This window comes from Rhizobium sp. Leaf321, from assembly GCF_001423215.1.
Taxonomy (GTDB): domain Bacteria; phylum Pseudomonadota; class Alphaproteobacteria; order Rhizobiales; family Rhizobiaceae; genus Neorhizobium; species Neorhizobium soli.
In genome coordinates, this window is record NZ_LMOF01000007.1 from 525,916 (window position 1) to 543,667 (window position 17,752).

Here is a 17,752-nt window from a genome sequence, read left to right on the forward strand (position 1 = left end):
GTCCCCATCAAAAATCGATCGCGGAATAGAAAATCGCAAACATCGCGTCGATCAGGATCACCGCGAAGATCGATTTCACCACCGACGAGGTGACGTGCTGGCCGAGCGATTCTGCGCTGCCGCCAACTTTCATTCCCTCGACAGCCGCCACGATGCCGATTGCCAGCGCCATGAACGGCGCCTTGATCATGCCTGATGCCACCGACGAGAAGTCGACCGCCTCCTTGAGGCGCGACAGGAACGTATCAAAAGTAATGCCGGAGTAGACCAGCGTGATCACCGCGGCGCCGTAGAGGGCCGACAGGTTCGCGACGATGGTCAGAAGCGGCAGCGCGATCGTCAGCGCCACGAGACGCGGGAACACGAGCACACCGACGGGATTGAGGCCGATGACGGTCAGCGCGTCGATTTCCTCGCGCATCTTCATGGAGCCGATTTCGGCGGTGATCGCGCTTCCCGAACGGCCGGCGATCATGATCGCCGTGATCAGAACGCCGATTTCGCGAAGCTGCAGAATGCCGACCAAGTCGACGACGAAGATTTCTGCCCCGAAATACCGGAGCTGGAAAGCGCCCTGCTGGGCAATGATCGCGCCGATCAGAAACGACATCAGCAGGATGATCGGAACCGCCCGAACGCCCATCCGGTCGATATGCGTCACGACGGATGCAGGAGAGACGCCGGATCCGCGGCCGAATTTCAGCTGTGCGCCACGGACCGCCGAACCGAGAATGTGCATGGCGGCGACGAAGTCACCGGCAAATTCCGTCATCGTCTTGCCGACCGGGCTGAACACGCGATCAAACAGCGACCGCTTGTCCTGATCGTTGGGCGGCGGTGCCGGGGTCTTTTCCGGCAGGGCGCCAACCAGTTCCTCGATCGTCCCTTCCGCCCCAACCAGTTTCGCGTCGCGACCCTGCTCGGCTTTTGCCGACATAAGACGGCGAATCAGCCAGGCGCCGGATGTATCGATTCCGTCGATCCCCGAGACGTCGATCTCGAGGGATCCAGACCCGCTGCTCTTTTCAAGATCGCCAAACGCCTTGAGGACCGGCGAAATCGAATGATTGCGCCATTCTCCGGCCAGAATGTAGCGCTCGCCATCGCCGCCGGGCAGGTCTTCGGCTTTGATTTCGGCAGGTTGTGACGGCACAGGTTTCTTTCGGCTTAGGTTAAGCAGCACGCGGCTGCGATCTGCTGTTGATCGCAGCACTGAGAGCGGCAATATAGCGACCCTGAACGGATTTGCCACAACGCCCAGGTGGAAAACCATGACGCGTCACTTCGAAGCAACAATCGAGAAATTCCCGATCGCGGGGGTGTTTACGATTTCCCGCGGTTCCAAGACAGAAGCCGAGGTGGTGACCTGTGCGATCACCCGCGACGGCGTGACCGGCCGGGGCGAATGCGTTCCCTACAAACGCTACGGTGAAACAACCGAAGGCGTCCTCGACGAAATCAACTCCCTCGCTTCGATGATGCACGATGGCATGGATCGCCACACACTGCAGACGCGCCTGCGACCGGGAGCCGCCCGCAACGCGGTGGACTGCGCCCTGTGGGATCTGGAAGCCAAAAGCCTTGGCCGATCGGTGGCATCGATGATTGAAGCTGCCGAAAAGCCGCTGATCACCGCCTTCACGCTGTCGCTTGGCGAGCCGGAGGCAATGGCCGAGGATGCGCGCAGGAATGCGGCCCGCCCTCTACTCAAGGTCAAGCTCGGCACAGACGATGACGAAAGCCGAATGCGGGCGGTGAGGCAAGCAGCGCCCGATTCGCGCCTGATCGTCGATGCCAACGAGGGTTGGACAGAGGACAATCTGGCCGGACATCTGGATGTGGCCGACGCCCTCGGTATCTCGTTGATCGAGCAACCGCTGCCAGCCGGCAAGGATGCAATCCTTGCCACCATCCGCCGCAAGGTGATGATCTGCGCTGACGAAAGCGTGCACGCGACCGGCGATCTTGCAAGTTTGAGAAACCGCTACGATGCCGTCAACATCAAGCTCGACAAGACCGGTGGGTTGACGGAGGCGCTGATCATGAAGGAGGAGGCGCAGCGACTGGGCTTTGCCGTCATGATCGGCTGCATGGTCGGAACCTCCCTTGCCATGGCCCCCGCAGTTCTTCTGGCGCAGGATGCCGACTACGCCGATCTCGACGGTCCGCTACTCTTGGCGCAAGACCGCCCGGACGGGCTGCGATACGACGGATCGCTGGTCTATCCGCCCCGGACGAACCTCTGGGGATGATGAGTCCCTTGCACCGACAGGCCGTTACGCGGCCTGCATTCCCCTGATCGTCTCCGGTGCCGGCAGCGTCGTGATTTCCGCAGTCTTCGCGATCTTCTGCCAGGAGATCAGTTCCAGCGTCCCGTCGCGATGCTCGGCAATCGCCGTGCAGCTTTCGACCCAGTCGCCCGTGTTGACGTAGTGGATCCCGTCGATGTCTTCCATCACCGCATGATGGATATGGCCGCAGATGATGCCATCGACATTGTTGCGACGAGCCTCGTCGACGACAACCTTCTGGAACTCGCCGATGAAATTCACGGCGTGCTTCACCTGCAGCTTCGCCCAGGCAGAGAATGACCAGTATGGCAGGCCGATGCGGCGGCGCACCGCGGCAAGACCGACATTGATGGCGATTGCCGCATCATAGGCCCAGTCACCGAGATAGGCGAGCAGACGCGCATTGCGCACCACGACGTCGAACTCGTCACCGTGCAGCACCAGGTATTTCCGCCCGTCTGCCATCTCGTAGATCATTCGGTCTGCGACCTCGATACCGCCGAAATGCATGCCGGGAAAATCGCGCAGGAATTCGTCGTGGTTTCCCGGAATGTAGACGATCCGCGTGCCCTTGCGCGCCTTGCGCAGAAGCTTCTGAACCACGTCGTTACAGCCCTGCGGCCAGTTCCAGCTGCGCTTCAACCGCCAGCCGTCGACGATATCGCCGACCAGCACGATCGTTTCCGCCTCGTGGTAGCGCAGGAAATCGAGCAGAAAGTCCGTGCGGGCGGCCTTGGAGCCGAGATGCACGTCCGAAATGAACAGGGTTCTGAAATGCCTTGTCTCGATTGCATCGGCCACGGAAACGTCCCTTCGTTACCTACCTTGTCCTACCCTTCGAAAATCAGACTCGTGTTTCAGGATGATGACAGGGGCGCGATCGCCGCAGTCGGCGACCACCCGAAACCGGCGGCAAAATCCGACAGCATCGCAAATATTGTAGTTTCTCGATGGATCGATTGATGTAAGGAGGGGACTCGCATGTCAGGACGGAAATCGATACGAGGAGCCATAAGAGCATGGATGGGCACGACAATCCGAAACCATCGCCGGTAACCGGAGATCTCGACGAACAGGCTCTCTTCTTCCACCGCTATCCCCGCCCCGGCAAACTGGAAATCCAGGCCACCAAGCCGCTCGGCAACCAGCGCGACCTCGCACTTGCCTATTCGCCGGGTGTGGCCGCCCCTTGCCTTGCGATCCGCGACAATCCGGAAATGGCCGCGGAATTCACCGCACGTGCCAATCTGGTCGCCGTGGTCTCCAATGGCACTGCCGTGCTCGGTCTCGGCAATATCGGCCCGCTCGCTTCCAAGCCCGTGATGGAAGGCAAGGCCGTTCTCTTCAAGAAATTCGCCGGCATCGATGTGTTCGACATCGAAATCGACGCGCCGGGCATCGAAGCCATGGTCTCGACGATCTCGGCACTCGAGCCGACCTTCGGCGGCATCAACCTCGAAGACATCAAGTCTCCGGAATGTTTCGAAGTCGAGCGTCGTCTTCGCGAAAAGATGAACATCCCGGTCTTCCATGACGATCAGCACGGAACGGCGATCATTGTCGCCGCCGCGATCCTCAACGGCCTGGAGCTTGCCGGCAAGACGATCGATAACGTCAAGATCGTCACGTCGGGCGCCGGTGCGGCGGCGCTTGCCTGCCTGCATCTTCTCGTGTCGCTTGGTGCGAAGAAGGAAAACATCTGGGTCCACGATATCGAAGGGCTGGTCTATGAGGGCCGCGTCGAGCTGATGGACGAGTGGAAGGCGATCTACGCCCAGAAGAGCGACAACCGAGTTCTGGCCGACAATATCGCCGGCGCAGACGTCTTCCTCGGCCTGTCGGCCGCGGGCGTGTTGAAGCCCGAACTTCTGGTGCAGATGGCCGAAAAGCCGCTGATCATGGCGCTCGCCAACCCGACGCCGGAAATCATGCCGGAACTCGCCCGCGCGGAGCGTCCCGACGCGATGATCTGCACCGGCCGCTCGGACTTCGCCAACCAAGTCAACAACGTCCTCTGCTTCCCCTACATTTTCCGTGGTGCGCTCGATTGCGGCGCCCGCACGATCAACGAAGAAATGAAGATGGCGGCGGTCAAGGCGATCGCAGCCCTTGCCCGCGAGGAAGTCTCCGACGTCGCCGCGAAAGCCTATTCCGGTGAAACGCCGATCTTCGGCCCCGACTACCTGATCCCCTCGCCGTTTGATCCGCGCCTCATCCTGCGCATCGCGCCGGCTGTCGCACGCGCTGCGGCCGAAAGCGGCGTCGCCGCTCGTCCGATCCAGGATTTCGAGGCCTATCTCGACCAGCTTAGCCGATTCGTCTGGCGCTCCGGCTTCGTGATGAAGCCGATCTTCACGGCGGCCAAGACTGCCGAAAGAAACCGCGTCATCTTCGCCGAAGGCGAGGACGAACGCGTTCTGAGGGCCGCACAGATCCTGCTCGAAGAGCAGATCGCAAGGCCCATCCTGATCGGCCGTCCCTCGGTCATCGAAGCCCGTCTCCAGCGTTTCGGCATCCGCATCCGCCCGAATGTCGATTTCGCCGTCGTCAACCCGGAAGACGATCCGCGTTACCGCGGCTATGTCGACGACTATTTCGCGCTCGTCGGTCGCCAGGGCGTCAACCCGGAAGCGGCACGAACCATCGTGCGCACCAGCAACACGGTCATCGGCGCGCTCTCGGTCCAGCGCGGCGAGGCCGATGCACTGATCTGCGGCATCGAAGGCCGCTACGACCGGCATCTGCGCGACGTCAACCAGATCATCGGCAAACGCGAAGGCACGAAGACGCTCGCCGGCCTCAGCCTGCTGATTTCGCAGCGCGGTGCGATCTTCTTCACCGACACGTTCGTCAACTACAATCCGACCGCCGAAGAGATTGCCGAGATCACCATTCTCTCGGCCCAGGAAGTGCGCCGCTTCGGCATCAAGCCGAAGGCGGCCCTCATCTGCCACTCCAATTTCGGCTCGCGCAATTCCGAAAGCGCCGCGAAGATGCGCGACGCACTCGCCATCATTCGCGAACGGGCGCCGGATCTGGAAGTCGACGGTGAAATGCAGGGTGGCTCGGCGCTTTCCGAGGAACTGCGCAAGCGCGCCATGCCGAGCACCACATTGTCCGGTGAAGCCAATCTGCTGGTCTTCCCGAACCTCGATGCGGCCAGCATCTCGCTTGGCCTGGTGCGCACCATGATGGACGCGCTGCATGTCGGCCCGATCCTGCTTGGCACGGCAAAACCCGCCCATGTTCTCGGCCAGTCCGTCACATCCCGCGGCGTCGTCAATATGGCGGCTCTGGCCGTCGTCGAAGCCTCGCAGCCAGAGTCGCTGTTCGGCTAGGTCTCACAGAAGCCGGGGCGGTTTAGGATATCTTCATCCGCCCCGGCCTATGTTTGATGGGTTTTAACGAATTGCCGGAAAAGCGATGCGATTTCGCGGCCTGATCTTCATTCCGCTCGTCTTCGTCCCCGCCTCCGTCCTGGCGCGGGATGCGCAGCTTTGTGCGGATCTGTACCGTAAGCTTCACAGCACACCCGTTGTGATCGGCAATACCGCTGAGATGCGCCGATATGCGCAGCACCTCAGCCAGGCAAACTCCGACATCCGCAAACTTCGCGTCGACATGCGGCGCGCCGGATGCGGTGGCGGCAGCATTGTTTCCTTTGGCGCGGCCAAGGCCGACCAGTGCGAACCTCTCCTCGAGCAGCTGCAAGCCCTGGAGGAAAACCGCGAAGTGCTTGTTGACGAGCGCAACAAAGCCCGCAACCTGTCCGTCACCGGTGAAGAGCGCGGCGCAACCATCGTTGCCATCCGCCAGAATGCCTGCATTCCGTCCGATTTCCAGGATGTCGCGAAGGAGGAGGAAAAGGAACGGATCCGGGTAAAGGGGATCGCGCTACCGAAGGATGAGGAGGCCTATTCCGGCAGCATCACCGACCTGCGGACCCGCAAGCCTGCCACCGTCCAGAAGGTTGCGATCGATCCCACGCCGCCGGTACCGGAGCGGAATTACGAAACCTCCGCAAAGGTCCGCACGGTGGGTCCGATTTTTCTCCCTGAAGCCAGTATTGATCTGCGCCACCCCCGCGAAAATGGTCCGCAGCAACAGCAGTAGTCAGTCACCCTGCCAGCGCTCGGAAAACACCAGGTCTTCCAGTGCAAGGCGCTGGCGCCAGCCGCGCACGGCCAGTTCCGGCTCGCTGTAGAGCTTGTCCACATGGCCGAGACAGAGCCAGGCGACGATCGCCACGCGCTCTGGGATACCCAGCAGCCTGCGCACGTCCTCATCGCGGAAAATGCTGACCCAGCCGACACCGACGCCTTCGGCGCGCGCGGCAAGCCAAAGGTTCTGCACGGCGCAGACGGTGGAGTAGACATCCATGCGCGGATTGTGGGTGCGACCGAGGACCACCGGTCCCGCCCTGTCCGGATCACAGGTAACGCAGATCGACAGTGGCGCCTTGCGAATGCCTTCAAGCTTGAGGCTGCGATAAAGATCGCGCTCGCCGCCGGAGAACATCTCCGCCGCCTCGTCATTGGCCTTTGAAAAGGCCTCCCACGCCGCCTGCCGCATCACCTCATCACGGACGAGGATAAAATTCCACGGCTGCATGAACCCGACTGACGGTGCGGCATGCGCGGCCGCCAGAAGACGGGAGACAAGCTCGTCGCTCAAGGGATCGGCAAGGAACTGATCGCGAACGTCGCGTCGCGTTTCGATCACCCGGTAGATCGCTGCCCGCTCCGCCGCGGAAAAGGCGCCGGCCGGAGCAAGGCCCGCTTGCGTATCGTCGGACGGGTCTGGAATTGGCGGCATCGTCTATCCCCAACAATGCTTGCGACGGCTGAAGCAAAACTGCCGAGGCTATGCCCGACCATACCAGATATCGCAAGCCCATCACGAAACAGGAAAATACCTGACATAGGCGAATTCGTCACCGTCCGGTGACCAGTTTGGCGAATTCATCGTGCCCTGCCCGCCGAACAGTTCGAACAGCGTTTCGACATTGCTGCCATCCATATCCATCAGCCGAACCCGGACATCGAGATCGCGCGGATGATCGAACACATCGCCGTCATAGGACACGAAAACGATCTTGTCTCCCTTCGGTGACGGATGCGGAAACCAGTCGCCATAGGGGCTGTCGGTGATGCGCTCCGCCGAGCCGCCCAAAGCCGGCACGCGCCAGATCTGCATGGTGCCCGTGCGGCTCGAATTGAAATAGATCCAGTTCCCGTCCGGGGAGTAGTCAGGCCCGTCGTTGCGGCCTTCGCCATGGGTGAGCCGCATCTCCTCGCCGCCTTCGACCGCAATCGTATAGATATCGAAAACGTCGTCGCGGATGCCGCAATAGGCGAAGCGCTGTCCGTCCGGAGACCAGCCGTGCCAGTAGGAGGGAAGCTTCGGTGTTACCAACCTCGGCTTGCCCCCGGTCGCGGCAAGCACATAGATCGCGGACTTGCCGAATTCGACCTTGTCGGAGATCGCAATCAGCGTGCCGTCGGGCGAGATGCCATGGTCGTTGTTGCAGGCAACCGCGAACTCGGTGTCAAGGATGATCGGAGGCGTGTCGCCGGCCACGGGCAGCCGATAGATCAGCCCGTCGCTGTTGAGCATGAGAAAACGTCCGTCCGGCGCCCAGTTCGGCGCTTCGAAAAGCGCGCTCGTTTGCCAGACAATCCGGCTCTGTCGCGTCCGGATATTATAGATTTCGACCGAACTGCGCATTGCATCCTCTCACGGCTATTTGCTGGCAGCTCGAGGTTACGACGCCTGAACACAAGGTGGCAAGTCACGCGAATTTACCCAGCGCAGCTCTAAAAACACATCATTAAAAACTGACGGACGCGATTCATGGATTCTTTATAACCGCATACCATTATATTCGAATATACTCATACAATGGGAGTTGGTGATGAGAATCCGATCCTTGCTGCGATGCCGTTCGGGCAGTTCCGCCGTCGAATTCGCGATCATCGCACCGGTCCTGCTTCTGATGCTCTTCAGCCTGATCGGCTATGGCGTCTACCTCGCTGCGGCTCACGCCGTGCAGCAGATTGCCGCGGATGCGGCACGCACGGCTGTTGCCGGCCTCGATGCCAGCGAACGCCAGAAGCTGGTGCAGGAGTATCTCACCAAGTCGACGATGGACTATGCGCTTCTCGACAAGAAGAACTTCACGACGAAGGTGCAAAGCGACCCGAGCAACCCCAACCAGTTCACCGTTTCGATCGAATACGACGCAAGTACCCTGCCGATCTTCAGTCTCTACAGCTACGCCATGCCGGACAAGCACATAAGGCGCTATTCGACCATGCGGATCGGAGGCATATGAGATGTTTTTCCGCCTGAAGCGTCGTCAGACTATCGCCGGTGACCGGGCCGGCAACATTGCCATTACTGCAGCACTTGCCATGCCGCTTGCCATCGGAGCGCTGGCACTCGGCGTCGACTATGGCAGCCTGACGCTGCAGCAGCGGCAGTTGCAGGCAAGCGCCGACCTCGCCGCGATTGCAGCAGCGGCCAACATTTCGACTGCAGAAAAATCCGCTTTCGACTTTTTCGCGATGAACGGTCAAAGCATTGGCGTCGTCAGCGCCGGCGGCCTGCTGACGGCCAAGGGGGTTGTCCCATTCAACCCCAAGACGGCGCTCGAAGCCTATGGCAGCTATGCCGAGATCACCAGGGGCCGCTATGTACCCGATCCCGCGCAGCCTGCCGCGAACCGTTTTGTCGCCGGCGCAACACCGCCCGATGCGGTCCGCTTGACGCTCCGCAGCAAGAGCAACCTGATGTTCGGGGCAAGTCTCACCACCCCGCCGGCGCTTGCTGCATCCGGCACAGCAGCAACGGATAAGCTTGCGTCCTTCTCGATCGGCAGTCGTTTGGCAAGCGTCAACGAGGGTGTCCTCAATGCCCTGCTTGGCCAGATGCTCGGAACGACGATTTCCCTGAAGGCGATGGATTATCGGGCGCTCGCCGATGCCCAGGTCAATGCCTTGAAGACGATCGACCAGCTTGCTCTTGATCTTGGTCTCCAGTCAGGGACTTACGCGGATGTTCTCACAACCGACATCAACTATGGCAAGTTCGTCGGAGCCCTCGGCAAGACGACCGGACTTACCCCCTCGGTCTCGACGGTCCTCTCCAATCTCGAAAAGACGCTCAACAAGACGAAGGTCATGGTCAAGCTCGAGGATACGCTGAAGCTGGGACCCGTATCTCAAAAGCTGATCGGCCAATCGAGTGGACTATCTGTCAACACCAGCGTCTTCGATCTGCTGTCGGCGGCCGCAACCGCTGCCAGCGGCGGCAAGCAGCTCTCTGTCGACCTTGGGACATCCATTCCCGGTGTCGCATCGTCCAAGGTGACCGTTGCGATCGGGGAGCCGCCGGTCGGGTCGTCCTACCTTGCAGTTGGAGCGCCGGGCACGATCGTCCGCACCGCTCAGACACGCGTGGCGGTCGAGGTCGTGGTTGATGGCCTCCAGGCGATCCTCGGGCTCAAGGTCCGCGTCCCCCTCTACCTGGAAGTTGCCTATGCCGAAGGACGGCTTGCCGGGATCACCTGTACGGGCGCGGCCAACAGCGCCTCCGTCGATGTCGACGCCGTCCCGGGCATCGCGTCGATCGCATTGGGCGACGTCGATACGACTGCATTCACGAACTTCGGCAAAGATCCGCGTGTCACGCGAGCCGACATCATCTCGACCCTTCTTCTCAAGGTCTCCGCCATGGCGGACACCACGTCGACCAATCTCAAGACAGAGCGATTGACGTTCTCGCCGGCGGATATCAGCGCGAACAGGGTAAAGTCGACGTCGGTCAAGAACGTACTTGAGTCGCTGACGACGAGCCTGCTTTCCAAGCTCGTTGTGCGGGTAGACCTTCTCGGCCTTGGGCTCGGGCTGCCGCAACCCATTATCTCTGCCGTCGGCGCCACGCTCGGTGCGGCCATGACCCCGGTCGACACCGTCCTCTACAACGTCCTGCTGACCCTCGGCGTGCGCGTTGGTGAAGCGGATGTCCAGGTCGGTGGCGCGTCCTGCCGCAACCCCGTTCTCGTCCAGTAGGCGACCGTTGAAACGCAAAAGGCCGGCGTTTTAACGCCGGCCTTTTGCGTTGCGTCGAACCGGGGTTCAGCCGTTGACGACCATTCGCTTCTCGTCGCGACCGCTTTTCATACGCTCGGCGAGGAGGAACGCCAGTTCCAGCGCCTGGTCGGCATTGAGGCGTGGATCGCAGTGCGTGTGGTAGCGGTCTTGCAGATCGCCGGCCGTCACCGCCCGGGCGCCGCCGGTGCATTCGGTCACATCCTTGCCGGTCATCTCGATATGGATGCCGCCCGGATGGGTGCCTTCCGACCGGTGGATCTGGAAGAAGCTTTCCACTTCCGACAGGATCCGCTCGAAAGGACGGGTCTTGTAGTTGTTGAGCGTGATCGTGTTGCCATGCATCGGATCGCAGGACCACACGACCTTGCGGCCTTCGCGCTCGACGGCACGGATCAGCTTCGGCAGGCCATCGGCAACCTTGTCGTGGCCGAAGCGCGCAATCAGCGTCAACCGGCCCGGCTCGTTGGCCGGGTTCAGCGCGTCGATCAGCTGGATCAGATTGTCCGGCTGCAGGGAGGGACCGCATTTGAGGCCGATCGGGTTCTTGATGCCGCGGAAGTATTCCACATGCGCATGGTCGAGCTGGCGTGTGCGGTCGCCGATCCACAGCATGTGGCCCGACGTTGCGTACCAGTCGCCGGACGTCGAATCGACGCGCGTGAAAGCTTCCTCATAGCCGAGAAGCAGAGCTTCATGGCTGGTGAAGAAATCCGTCTCGCGCAGGCTCGGCTGGTTGTCGGCCGTGATGCCGATCGCCCGCATGAACTCCATTGTCTCGCTGATCCGGCCGGCCAGCATGCGGTAACGCTCGCCCTGCGGACTGTCCTTCACGAAGCCCAGCATCCACTTGTGGACGTTTTCGAGGTTGGCATAGCCACCCATTGCGAACGCACGCAGAAGGTTCAGCGTCGCCGCCGACTGGCGATAGGCATCCAGCTGGCGCTCCGGGTTCGGAATGCGTGACGCCTCGGTGAAATCGATGCCGTTGATGATATCGCCGCGGTAGGACGGCAGTTCGATATCGCCCTGCTTCTCGATATTGGACGAGCGCGGCTTTGCGAACTGACCGGCGATCCGGCCGACCTTCACGACAGGAAGCTGCGCACCATAGGTCAGCACGACGGCCATCTGCAGGAACGAGCGGAAGAAGTCGCGGATATTGTCGGCGCCGTGCTCGGCAAAGCTTTCGGCGCAGTCGCCACCCTGCAGAAGGAAGGCATCGCCTTCCGCCACCTTGGCAAGCTGAGCTTTCAGGCGGCGAGCCTCACCCGCAAAGACGAGCGGCGGGAATGTGGAAAGCTGTGCCTCGGTTGCTTCCAATGCAGCCATGTTCGGATAGTCCGGAACCTGCTGGATGGGCTTGTTCCGCCACGTGCTCGGGGTCCAGTTCTGCGCCATGATACTCACCTGTTTCCACCCCGGCTCCCCCGCCGGGCAAAGCTTCAAATTTTGCGGGGCTTATAGACCGAACGGCCTCGTTTGCATAGCGGGTAGATAAGCGCCCGGCCGGGCTTCCACCAGTGCAACAAACGACGTCGAACCATCTCACATTGCTAAATTATATTCGTCCCGGTCAAAACAGATCTCAGACCCGCTCGCCATTCCTGATGCGGTAGCTCGGAGTGTACATGGTCACCAGTTCCTCCGAGGCCGTCGGATGCACCGCCATCGTGCGGTCGAAATCGTCCTTCGTCACCCCGGCCTTGAGGCAGATACCGATCAGCTGCGCCATTTCTCCGGCTTCGTGGCCGAGGATATGGGATCCGATCACCTTGCGGCTCTCGGCATCGACGATCAGTTTCATGATCGTCTTTTCCTGCCGGCCGGAGAGCGTTGCCTTCATCGGCCGGAATTCCGCGCGGTAGACTTCGAGCTCGGCATAGCGCTTGGCCGCTTCCTCTTCCGAAAGACCGACCGTGCCGATCTCCGGCTGCGAGAACACCGCCGTCGCAATCAGCTCGTGATCCGGCTTGGTCGGGTTGTTCCTGAACGCGGTCTCGATAAAGCACATCGCCTCATGGATCGCGACCGGCGTCAGCTGTACCCGGTTGGTGACATCGCCGAGCGCATAGATGTTTTCTATATTGGTGCGCGAATACTCGTCGACGACGATGGCTCCGAGCTCGTCCACCTCGACACCGGCAGCCTCAAGTCCCAGACCATCGGTGTTCGGATCACGACCGAGCGCCAGCATCACCGTATCAACGGCAAGCGTTTCGCCGCCCATGGTCGATGCGATGAGATGACCGGCCGGAGATTTCGTCACCTCGGCGATCACGTCGGTGAGAATGACCCGCATCCCCTTGTCTTCCATCGCCTTGCGGAGTCCGTGGCGCATGTCCTGGTCGAACCGCGACAGGATCTCCTGGCCGCGATAGATCAGCGTCACCTCGACGCCGAGGCCATGAAAGATGTTGGCGAATTCCACCGCGATATAACCGCCGCCGGCGATCAGGATCGATTTCGGCAGTTCCGGCAGATCGAAAGCCTCGTTGGACGAGATGCAGAGCTCGTAGCCGGGAAGGGCCACATGCGGGTTGGGCGTGCCGCCCGTGGCAATCACGATCTTGTCCGCCGTCACGGTTCTTCCGGATTTCACCAGGCGCACCGTATGGGCATCGACAAGCTCGGCCCGGTCTTCGATCGCCTCGGCGCCGCTATTGGAGAGATTACGCTTGTAGATCGCCTCGAGCCTCGCGATTTCGGCATCCTTGGCCGCGATCAGCTTCTTCCAGTCGAAGCTGGTTTCGCCGACCGTCCAGCCGAAGCCGACAGCATCTTCGAAATGCTCCGAGAACTGCGACGCGTAGACAAGCAGCTTCTTCGGCACGCAGCCGCGGATGACGCAGGTGCCGCCGAACCGATATTCCTCGGCCACGGCGACCCTCTTGCCGAGCGATGCGGCCACGCGCCCTGCCCTGACGCCACCGGAGCCTGCACCGATCACGAACAGGTCATAGTCATAGGCGGTCATGGCAGGCTCCTGAAGAAAGAACATGGGTGGGATGCTTGGGGCATAGATAGGTGCCAGCCACATATAATGCTGCAGCCGCCATAAACAAAAGCCCGGATTTCTCCGGGCTTTTCAGAAGTCTTTTGGATCAGTCGATCAGGGCTTGGCAGCAGGCGTCGGAGCCGGCTTGGCGCCAGCCGCCGCAGGTGCCGGCGTATCGACGACAGGTGCCTTGATCGGGTTGGCATCGATAACGCCGCGCAGCTTGGCGGTCGCCTGGGTGTTCAGGTCGCGCGAAATGCCGTTGGCCCAGATTTCAGCCGCACGTCCGAGTTCGCGGGCAACCAGCGGCTGGTTGTTCAAAAGCTTCTTGCCGGCTTCGGTCGTGAAGAAGGTCGAGATCGTCTTCAGCTCATCCACGGAAAAGCTTTTGGCGTAGATCGTCGCGGCTTCCTTTTCGAGATCCGCACGACGCGGAGCAAGCGCCAGCGCCTCTTCGTCGACGATGGCGTTGATCTGTTCCTGGAAGTTCGGCGAAGACTGGATAAACTGACCCTTCAACGCTTCGGCCATGTTGGGCAGAATGTTGTCGAACCGATCGGTGACGTTGAGCGAAGCGATAGCATCGCGCGCAGCCGCCATATGGGCCTCAGGAATTTCCTGGGCCTGAGCAGAAACGGAAACGGCGCCGGACATCACAATTGCGAGGGCGGCAGCACGGCCAAGAACCGCGAATTTGATCATGGGTTGATTGCTCCTAAGGTTATTTCGCCTTCAACGTCCGCGCACCAGCCTCGCCGGCGATGATCGCAAAGGACGCGATGTGAATGAACAGCCCGTGCTCGACGACGCCGGGAATGAGATGAAGTTGAGCTGACAAGGCCTCTGCATCAGGAATGCGGCCAAAAGATGCGTCAAGAATATAGTGCCCACCGTCGGTGCGAAACACATCTTCGCCACCGCGGCGCAGCTTCAGTTCGCCGGAAAGGCCGAGCCTGGAGGCCGCCTTTTCGATGGCAATGCGTGTCGAGGCCATCCCGAACGGATTGATCTCGATCGGCAGCGGAAACGCGCCGAGGGTTTCCACGACCTTGCTTTCGTCGGCAATCACGATCACCTGAGCAGACGCCGCCGCGACGATCTTCTCACGCAGCAAAGCCCCGCCGCCGCCCTTGATCAGGGTCAGGTTCCCGTCCACCTCGTCGGTGCCGTCGATCGTCAGATCGAGCTCCGGCAGTTCGTCGAGCGATTTGAGGGGAACGCCGAGTTCGACGCAAAGGCGGGCGGTCCGCTCCGAGGTCGGCACGCCGAGAACCTTCAGGCCGCCATGCACCTTTTCGGCGAGGAGACGAACGAACTCTTCGGCAGTCGAGCCTGTGCCGATGCCAAGACGCATTCCGTCTTCGACATATCCCAGCGCAGCCTCAGCCGCCTTGACCTTCATTTCTCGGGCGTCCATCCGCCAAAAGCTCCAGAATGTTCCTGCGGTCGCTGTTTACACGGCTCTTTTGACAAACGAAAGAGCCTAACGTCTTGCACACAGGCTTGCTGAGGTTTTGCGGCGTCGCCGGATCCGTGTTAGTCGCTGCCTTGCTTTTTCTGTGTTGATATTCCAGCCGGCATTCATCGAAACCAAGAGGCACCCGTGAAAACTCCCCTCGTCATCTTCGATCTGGATGGTACCCTCGTTGATACCGCGCCCGATCTCATCGATAGCCTCAATCACACGATTGCCGCGGCCGATCTGCAGCCTGTCGCCTATGAGGACATCACCCATCTCGTCGGCCAAGGCGTGCGGATGATGATCGCCCGCGCCTTCCACCTGCGCAACACGCCGCTCGACGACGAACTGGCGGCGCGGCTTTTCGATCGCTTCATGGCGCATTACAAGGCGAATATGCCGGGCAAGAGCAAGGTCTATCCCGGTGTCATCGACTGTCTTGATCGCCTCGCATGCGCAGGTGTCCGGCTCGCCGTCTGCACCAACAAGCTGGAAGAACTGGCGCTGCCGCTGATGCAGGGCCTTGGCCTTGCCTCGCGTTTCGACGTCATCACTGGCGGAGACACGTTTGCGGTCCGCAAACCCGATGCCGGGCATATTCTCGGCACGATCGAGAAGGCAGGCGCCGACCCGGCATGCAGCATCATGATCGGCGACAGCATCAACGACATCCTCGCCGCGCAAAATGCAAGGATTGGTTCGATCGCCGTCAGCTTCGGCTATTCCGACGTCCCCGCCGTGGACCTCAACGCCGACATCGTCATTGATCACTTCGACGATCTGACCGTCCAGGTCATCCGGCAGATGATATGAAGTCGATACGAACGAAAACGGCGGCTCGAAGGCCGCCGTTTCCAAATGGACGTCATGCTTTCCAGCTTTAAGCCGAACGTGCCTTCGTGGTTGCCTCGAATGCCTTTCTCACGGCCGCGTCGCGATCGTAGATGTCGTCGAAATACTCGACCTTTCCGTCCTTGTTCGGCCATGCGGTAAAGTAGGAAACGTAGACCGGGATCTTTGCGGTGACCTTGGCCGCAACGTTTTCACCACCGGCGATCCGAGCATCGACCTCCTGCTCGGAAATGCCGAGGACGGCCGCAGCCATCTTGCGCGGCTCTGCAAGTCTCACGCAGCCATGGCTGAGCGCACGCATGTCACGCTGGAAGAAGCTCTTCGAAGGCGTGTCATGCATGTAGATCGCATGGGCGTTCGGAAACAGGATCTTCAGGTCGCCGAGAGCATTGTCGCTCGACGGAGGCTGACGGACCGAGACGTTCTGGGTCGAAGTGTACCAGTTGACGCTGCGCGACGGCACCGCCTTGCCATTGACCGCGACTTCATAGCCGAGACGATCGAGATAGGACGGGTCCGCGCGAAGCTTCGGCAGCATCTCGTTGACGATGATCGACTGCGGCACGCCCCAGTATGGGTTGAACTCGACAGTCTCGATCTCGTCTTGGAAGAAGAACGTCTGATGCGCCTTCGATCCCACAACTGTGCGCATCGAGAACTGCTCGGCGCCGTTCTCGTTGTAGTAAACGCGGAATGCAGGCTGGTTGATGAACACGTAGCGCTGACCGAGATCGCTCGGCAGCCAGCGCGCCTGTTCCATGGCGACCACAAGCTTTTCGATCTTGTCCTGCGACGTATGGCCGACCATCTTGCGAACGGTCGCCGCACCGATGACGCCATCGGCCTTCAGGCCTGCTTCGCTCTGGAACGTCTTGACCAGATCGACCAGCTCGGGCGTGTATTCCGGCGTCTGCTGGTAGCTCGCAAGCGTCGCTTCGTGCTTGGTCTTCAGCGCATCGGACCCCGAATGCTGGATCGCCGCCACAACAGCTGACAGATCAGGGCTGCTGTTGCCCGGCTTCAGGAGCAGATTGTCCGGAAGCTTCACGGCGGTCGCTTCACTCGCAGCTTCAGCACGCAGCCTGACAAGCTCGGCTTTCAAAGCCGTGAAATGCCGATCCTGCGGAGCAAGGCCTGCAAGATAGGCGCCGGGTTCCTGACCTGTCGCCAGGAACGCCATGACGCCATTCAGATCGACGGTCTTCAGCTTGAAGTCGTGGAATCCGGAGATCTTGTTCGGATCGATGCGCCCGCGCGTCATATCCTGCGCAAACGTCAATGCCTTGGCAGACAGAGCAAGCTCGAACTGCATCAGATCGCGGTCGTGACCCTCGGCCGGACCGGCGGCAGGTGATGCTACGGCAGGCGTCTCAGCCAAGGTGGTAGCTGTGTCCGGCGTGGCAGCGACGGGTGTGGCGGTTGCAGCTTCCGGCGCCGCTGCGGGGTCGACAGTGGACTCGGCTTCAGCCGACGCGACCGGCGCTTCGGCAGGCGCGACGCTGGCGGTCGTCAGGTTCGGAACCTTCAACGCGTAGTCGGCGGGATCGAGACCGAAGTCGGCGGCCTTTTCCAGCACGCTGATCAGCGCCCGCGCATGGTCGTTGACATCGCCGCCGGAGACCCAGAGCGGAGCTGCGTTCTTGCTGTAATACGCTTCGAGTGCGGACGCGATCGCAGACGGGGCCGAAACCTTTGCCTGCGCGATCAGGCGGGTCGCATCGGTCGCTGAAGCCGCGGCAAAGCCTGCGGTCTGCACAGCCCGGCTGGCATCGGCTTTATACGTATAGTAGCGGGGTCCGGACACCTTCGGCAGCGGCTCGGGATCGGCCAGCGCCTTTTCGGTAGGAGCAACAGTCGTCACACCCGGAACGCCGTTGTCGGCGGCGCGGCTCTTGCCAGGGCCGCCTTTCAGGAAATCCATCAGAGTCAGGGCGTTGGCGGGGCCGGCCAGGACGGCAAAGGCCGAAATTCCGGAAACCAAAGCCAGAGCGAGCGAAGTCTTTTTGGTATCTTGCGGCAATTTTGTCCCCGTCATTTCCAC

Annotated in this window: 15 protein-coding genes; 6 read left to right on the forward strand and 9 right to left on the reverse strand. The window is 61.0% G+C overall.

What is annotated here, in order from left to right; genetic code table 11:
* Positions 1-7 precede the first annotated feature (7 nt).
* Entirely contained in the window at positions 8-1,153 is a 1,146-nt protein-coding gene (locus ASF70_RS15465; protein WP_062456586.1) for an ABC transporter permease, read from the reverse strand.
* A 118-nt stretch (positions 1,154-1,271) separates the two neighbouring features.
* Between ASF70_RS15465 and dgcA the strand changes: the two genes are divergently transcribed.
* Positions 1,272-2,252: an N-acetyl-D-Glu racemase DgcA gene (dgcA, locus tag ASF70_RS15470; protein WP_062580867.1), complete on the forward strand. Its 981-nt coding sequence runs from the start codon at positions 1,272-1,274 to the stop codon at positions 2,250-2,252.
* A gap of 24 nt (positions 2,253-2,276) precedes the next feature.
* Here the strand turns inward: dgcA and ASF70_RS15475 are convergent, their stop codons facing one another.
* Positions 2,277-3,092: a UDP-2,3-diacylglucosamine diphosphatase gene (locus ASF70_RS15475; protein ID WP_062580869.1), complete on the reverse strand. Its 816-nt coding sequence runs from the start codon at positions 3,090-3,092 to the stop codon at positions 2,277-2,279.
* Between the two features lie 218 nt (positions 3,093-3,310).
* Here ASF70_RS15475 and ASF70_RS15480 point away from each other — a divergent pair, with 218 nt between their 5' ends.
* Together ASF70_RS15480 and ASF70_RS15485 are read left to right on the forward strand one after the other, a co-directional pair.
* Entirely contained in the window at positions 3,311-5,629 is a 2,319-nt protein-coding gene (locus ASF70_RS15480; RefSeq protein WP_062456577.1) for an NADP-dependent malic enzyme, read from the forward strand.
* A gap of 85 nt (positions 5,630-5,714) precedes the next feature.
* Positions 5,715-6,404, forward strand: coding sequence for a hypothetical protein (locus ASF70_RS15485; RefSeq protein WP_062580871.1), 690 nt, complete (start codon positions 5,715-5,717; stop codon positions 6,402-6,404).
* Here the strand turns inward: ASF70_RS15485 and bluB are convergent, their stop codons facing one another.
* Positions 6,405-7,106 carry a 5,6-dimethylbenzimidazole synthase gene (bluB, locus tag ASF70_RS15490; RefSeq protein ID WP_062580873.1) on the reverse strand — a complete coding sequence of 234 codons (702 nt, stop codon included), beginning with the start codon at positions 7,104-7,106 and terminating at the stop codon, positions 6,405-6,407.
* A gap of 81 nt (positions 7,107-7,187) precedes the next feature.
* Positions 7,188-8,018: a TolB family protein gene (locus ASF70_RS15495; protein ID WP_062580876.1), complete on the reverse strand. Its 831-nt coding sequence runs from the start codon at positions 8,016-8,018 to the stop codon at positions 7,188-7,190.
* Between the two features lie 187 nt (positions 8,019-8,205).
* On the opposite strand from ASF70_RS15495, the gene ASF70_RS15500 reads away from it, so the two are divergent.
* Together ASF70_RS15500 and ASF70_RS15505 are read left to right on the forward strand one after the other, a co-directional pair.
* Positions 8,206-8,625: a TadE/TadG family type IV pilus assembly protein gene (locus ASF70_RS15500; protein WP_062456567.1), complete on the forward strand. Its 420-nt coding sequence runs from the start codon at positions 8,206-8,208 to the stop codon at positions 8,623-8,625.
* Between the two features lies 1 nt (position 8,626).
* Positions 8,627-10,363: a pilus assembly protein TadG-related protein gene (locus ASF70_RS15505; RefSeq protein ID WP_062580878.1), complete on the forward strand. Its 1,737-nt coding sequence runs from the start codon at positions 8,627-8,629 to the stop codon at positions 10,361-10,363.
* A gap of 66 nt (positions 10,364-10,429) precedes the next feature.
* On the opposite strand, the gene ASF70_RS15510 is transcribed toward ASF70_RS15505, so the two are convergent.
* The 4 genes from ASF70_RS15510 to rpiA form a co-directional block, all read right to left on the reverse strand.
* Positions 10,430-11,803 (reverse strand): 3-deoxy-7-phosphoheptulonate synthase class II, encoded by a 1,374-nt coding sequence (locus tag ASF70_RS15510; protein WP_062580880.1) that lies wholly within the window; start codon positions 11,801-11,803, stop codon positions 10,430-10,432.
* Positions 11,804-11,990: 187 nt separating this feature from the next.
* Positions 11,991-13,379: a glutathione-disulfide reductase gene (gor, locus tag ASF70_RS15515; protein ID WP_062581433.1), complete on the reverse strand. Its 1,389-nt coding sequence runs from the start codon at positions 13,377-13,379 to the stop codon at positions 11,991-11,993.
* 135 nt (positions 13,380-13,514) lie between these two features.
* Positions 13,515-14,102, reverse strand: a complete 588-nt coding sequence (locus ASF70_RS15520; RefSeq protein WP_062580883.1) for a DUF2059 domain-containing protein — start codon at positions 14,100-14,102, stop codon at positions 13,515-13,517.
* A 19-nt stretch (positions 14,103-14,121) separates the two neighbouring features.
* Positions 14,122-14,817, reverse strand: coding sequence for a ribose-5-phosphate isomerase RpiA (rpiA, locus tag ASF70_RS15525; RefSeq protein WP_062456553.1), 696 nt, complete (start codon positions 14,815-14,817; stop codon positions 14,122-14,124).
* A gap of 186 nt (positions 14,818-15,003) precedes the next feature.
* Between rpiA and ASF70_RS15530 the strand changes: the two genes are divergently transcribed.
* Complete coding sequence (locus ASF70_RS15530) at positions 15,004-15,672, forward strand: HAD family hydrolase (protein ID WP_062580885.1); 669 nt, start codon at positions 15,004-15,006, stop codon at positions 15,670-15,672.
* Between the two features lie 67 nt (positions 15,673-15,739).
* On the opposite strand, the gene ASF70_RS15535 is transcribed toward ASF70_RS15530, so the two are convergent.
* A complete protein-coding gene (locus ASF70_RS15535; protein WP_082471953.1) occupies positions 15,740-17,746 on the reverse strand; it encodes a L,D-transpeptidase family protein in 2,007 nt (668 codons plus the stop codon).
* Between the last annotated feature and the right edge of the window lie 6 nt (positions 17,747-17,752).

Coding starts and splice junctions, on each gene's coding strand:
- dgcA (WP_062580867.1), top strand. CDS start 1,272: ATGACGCGTCACTTCGAAGCAACAATCGAGAAATTCCCGATCGCGGGG.
- ASF70_RS15480 (WP_062456577.1), top strand. CDS start 3,311: ATGGATGGGCACGACAATCCGAAACCATCGCCGGTAACCGGAGATCTC.
- ASF70_RS15485 (WP_062580871.1), top strand. CDS start 5,715: ATGCGATTTCGCGGCCTGATCTTCATTCCGCTCGTCTTCGTCCCCGCC.
- bluB (WP_062580873.1), bottom strand. CDS start 7,106: ATGCCGCCAATTCCAGACCCGTCCGACGATACGCAAGCGGGCCTTGCT.
- ASF70_RS15495 (WP_062580876.1), bottom strand. CDS start 8,018: ATGCGCAGTTCGGTCGAAATCTATAATATCCGGACGCGACAGAGCCGG.
- ASF70_RS15500 (WP_062456567.1), top strand. CDS start 8,206: ATGAGAATCCGATCCTTGCTGCGATGCCGTTCGGGCAGTTCCGCCGTC.
- ASF70_RS15505 (WP_062580878.1), top strand. CDS start 8,627: ATGTTTTTCCGCCTGAAGCGTCGTCAGACTATCGCCGGTGACCGGGCC.
- ASF70_RS15510 (WP_062580880.1), bottom strand. CDS start 11,803: ATGGCGCAGAACTGGACCCCGAGCACGTGGCGGAACAAGCCCATCCAG.
- gor (WP_062581433.1), bottom strand. CDS start 13,379: ATGACCGCCTATGACTATGACCTGTTCGTGATCGGTGCAGGCTCCGGT.
- ASF70_RS15520 (WP_062580883.1), bottom strand. CDS start 14,102: ATGATCAAATTCGCGGTTCTTGGCCGTGCTGCCGCCCTCGCAATTGTG.
- rpiA (WP_062456553.1), bottom strand. CDS start 14,817: ATGGACGCCCGAGAAATGAAGGTCAAGGCGGCTGAGGCTGCGCTGGGA.
- ASF70_RS15535 (WP_082471953.1), bottom strand. CDS start 17,746: ATGACGGGGACAAAATTGCCGCAAGATACCAAAAAGACTTCGCTCGCT.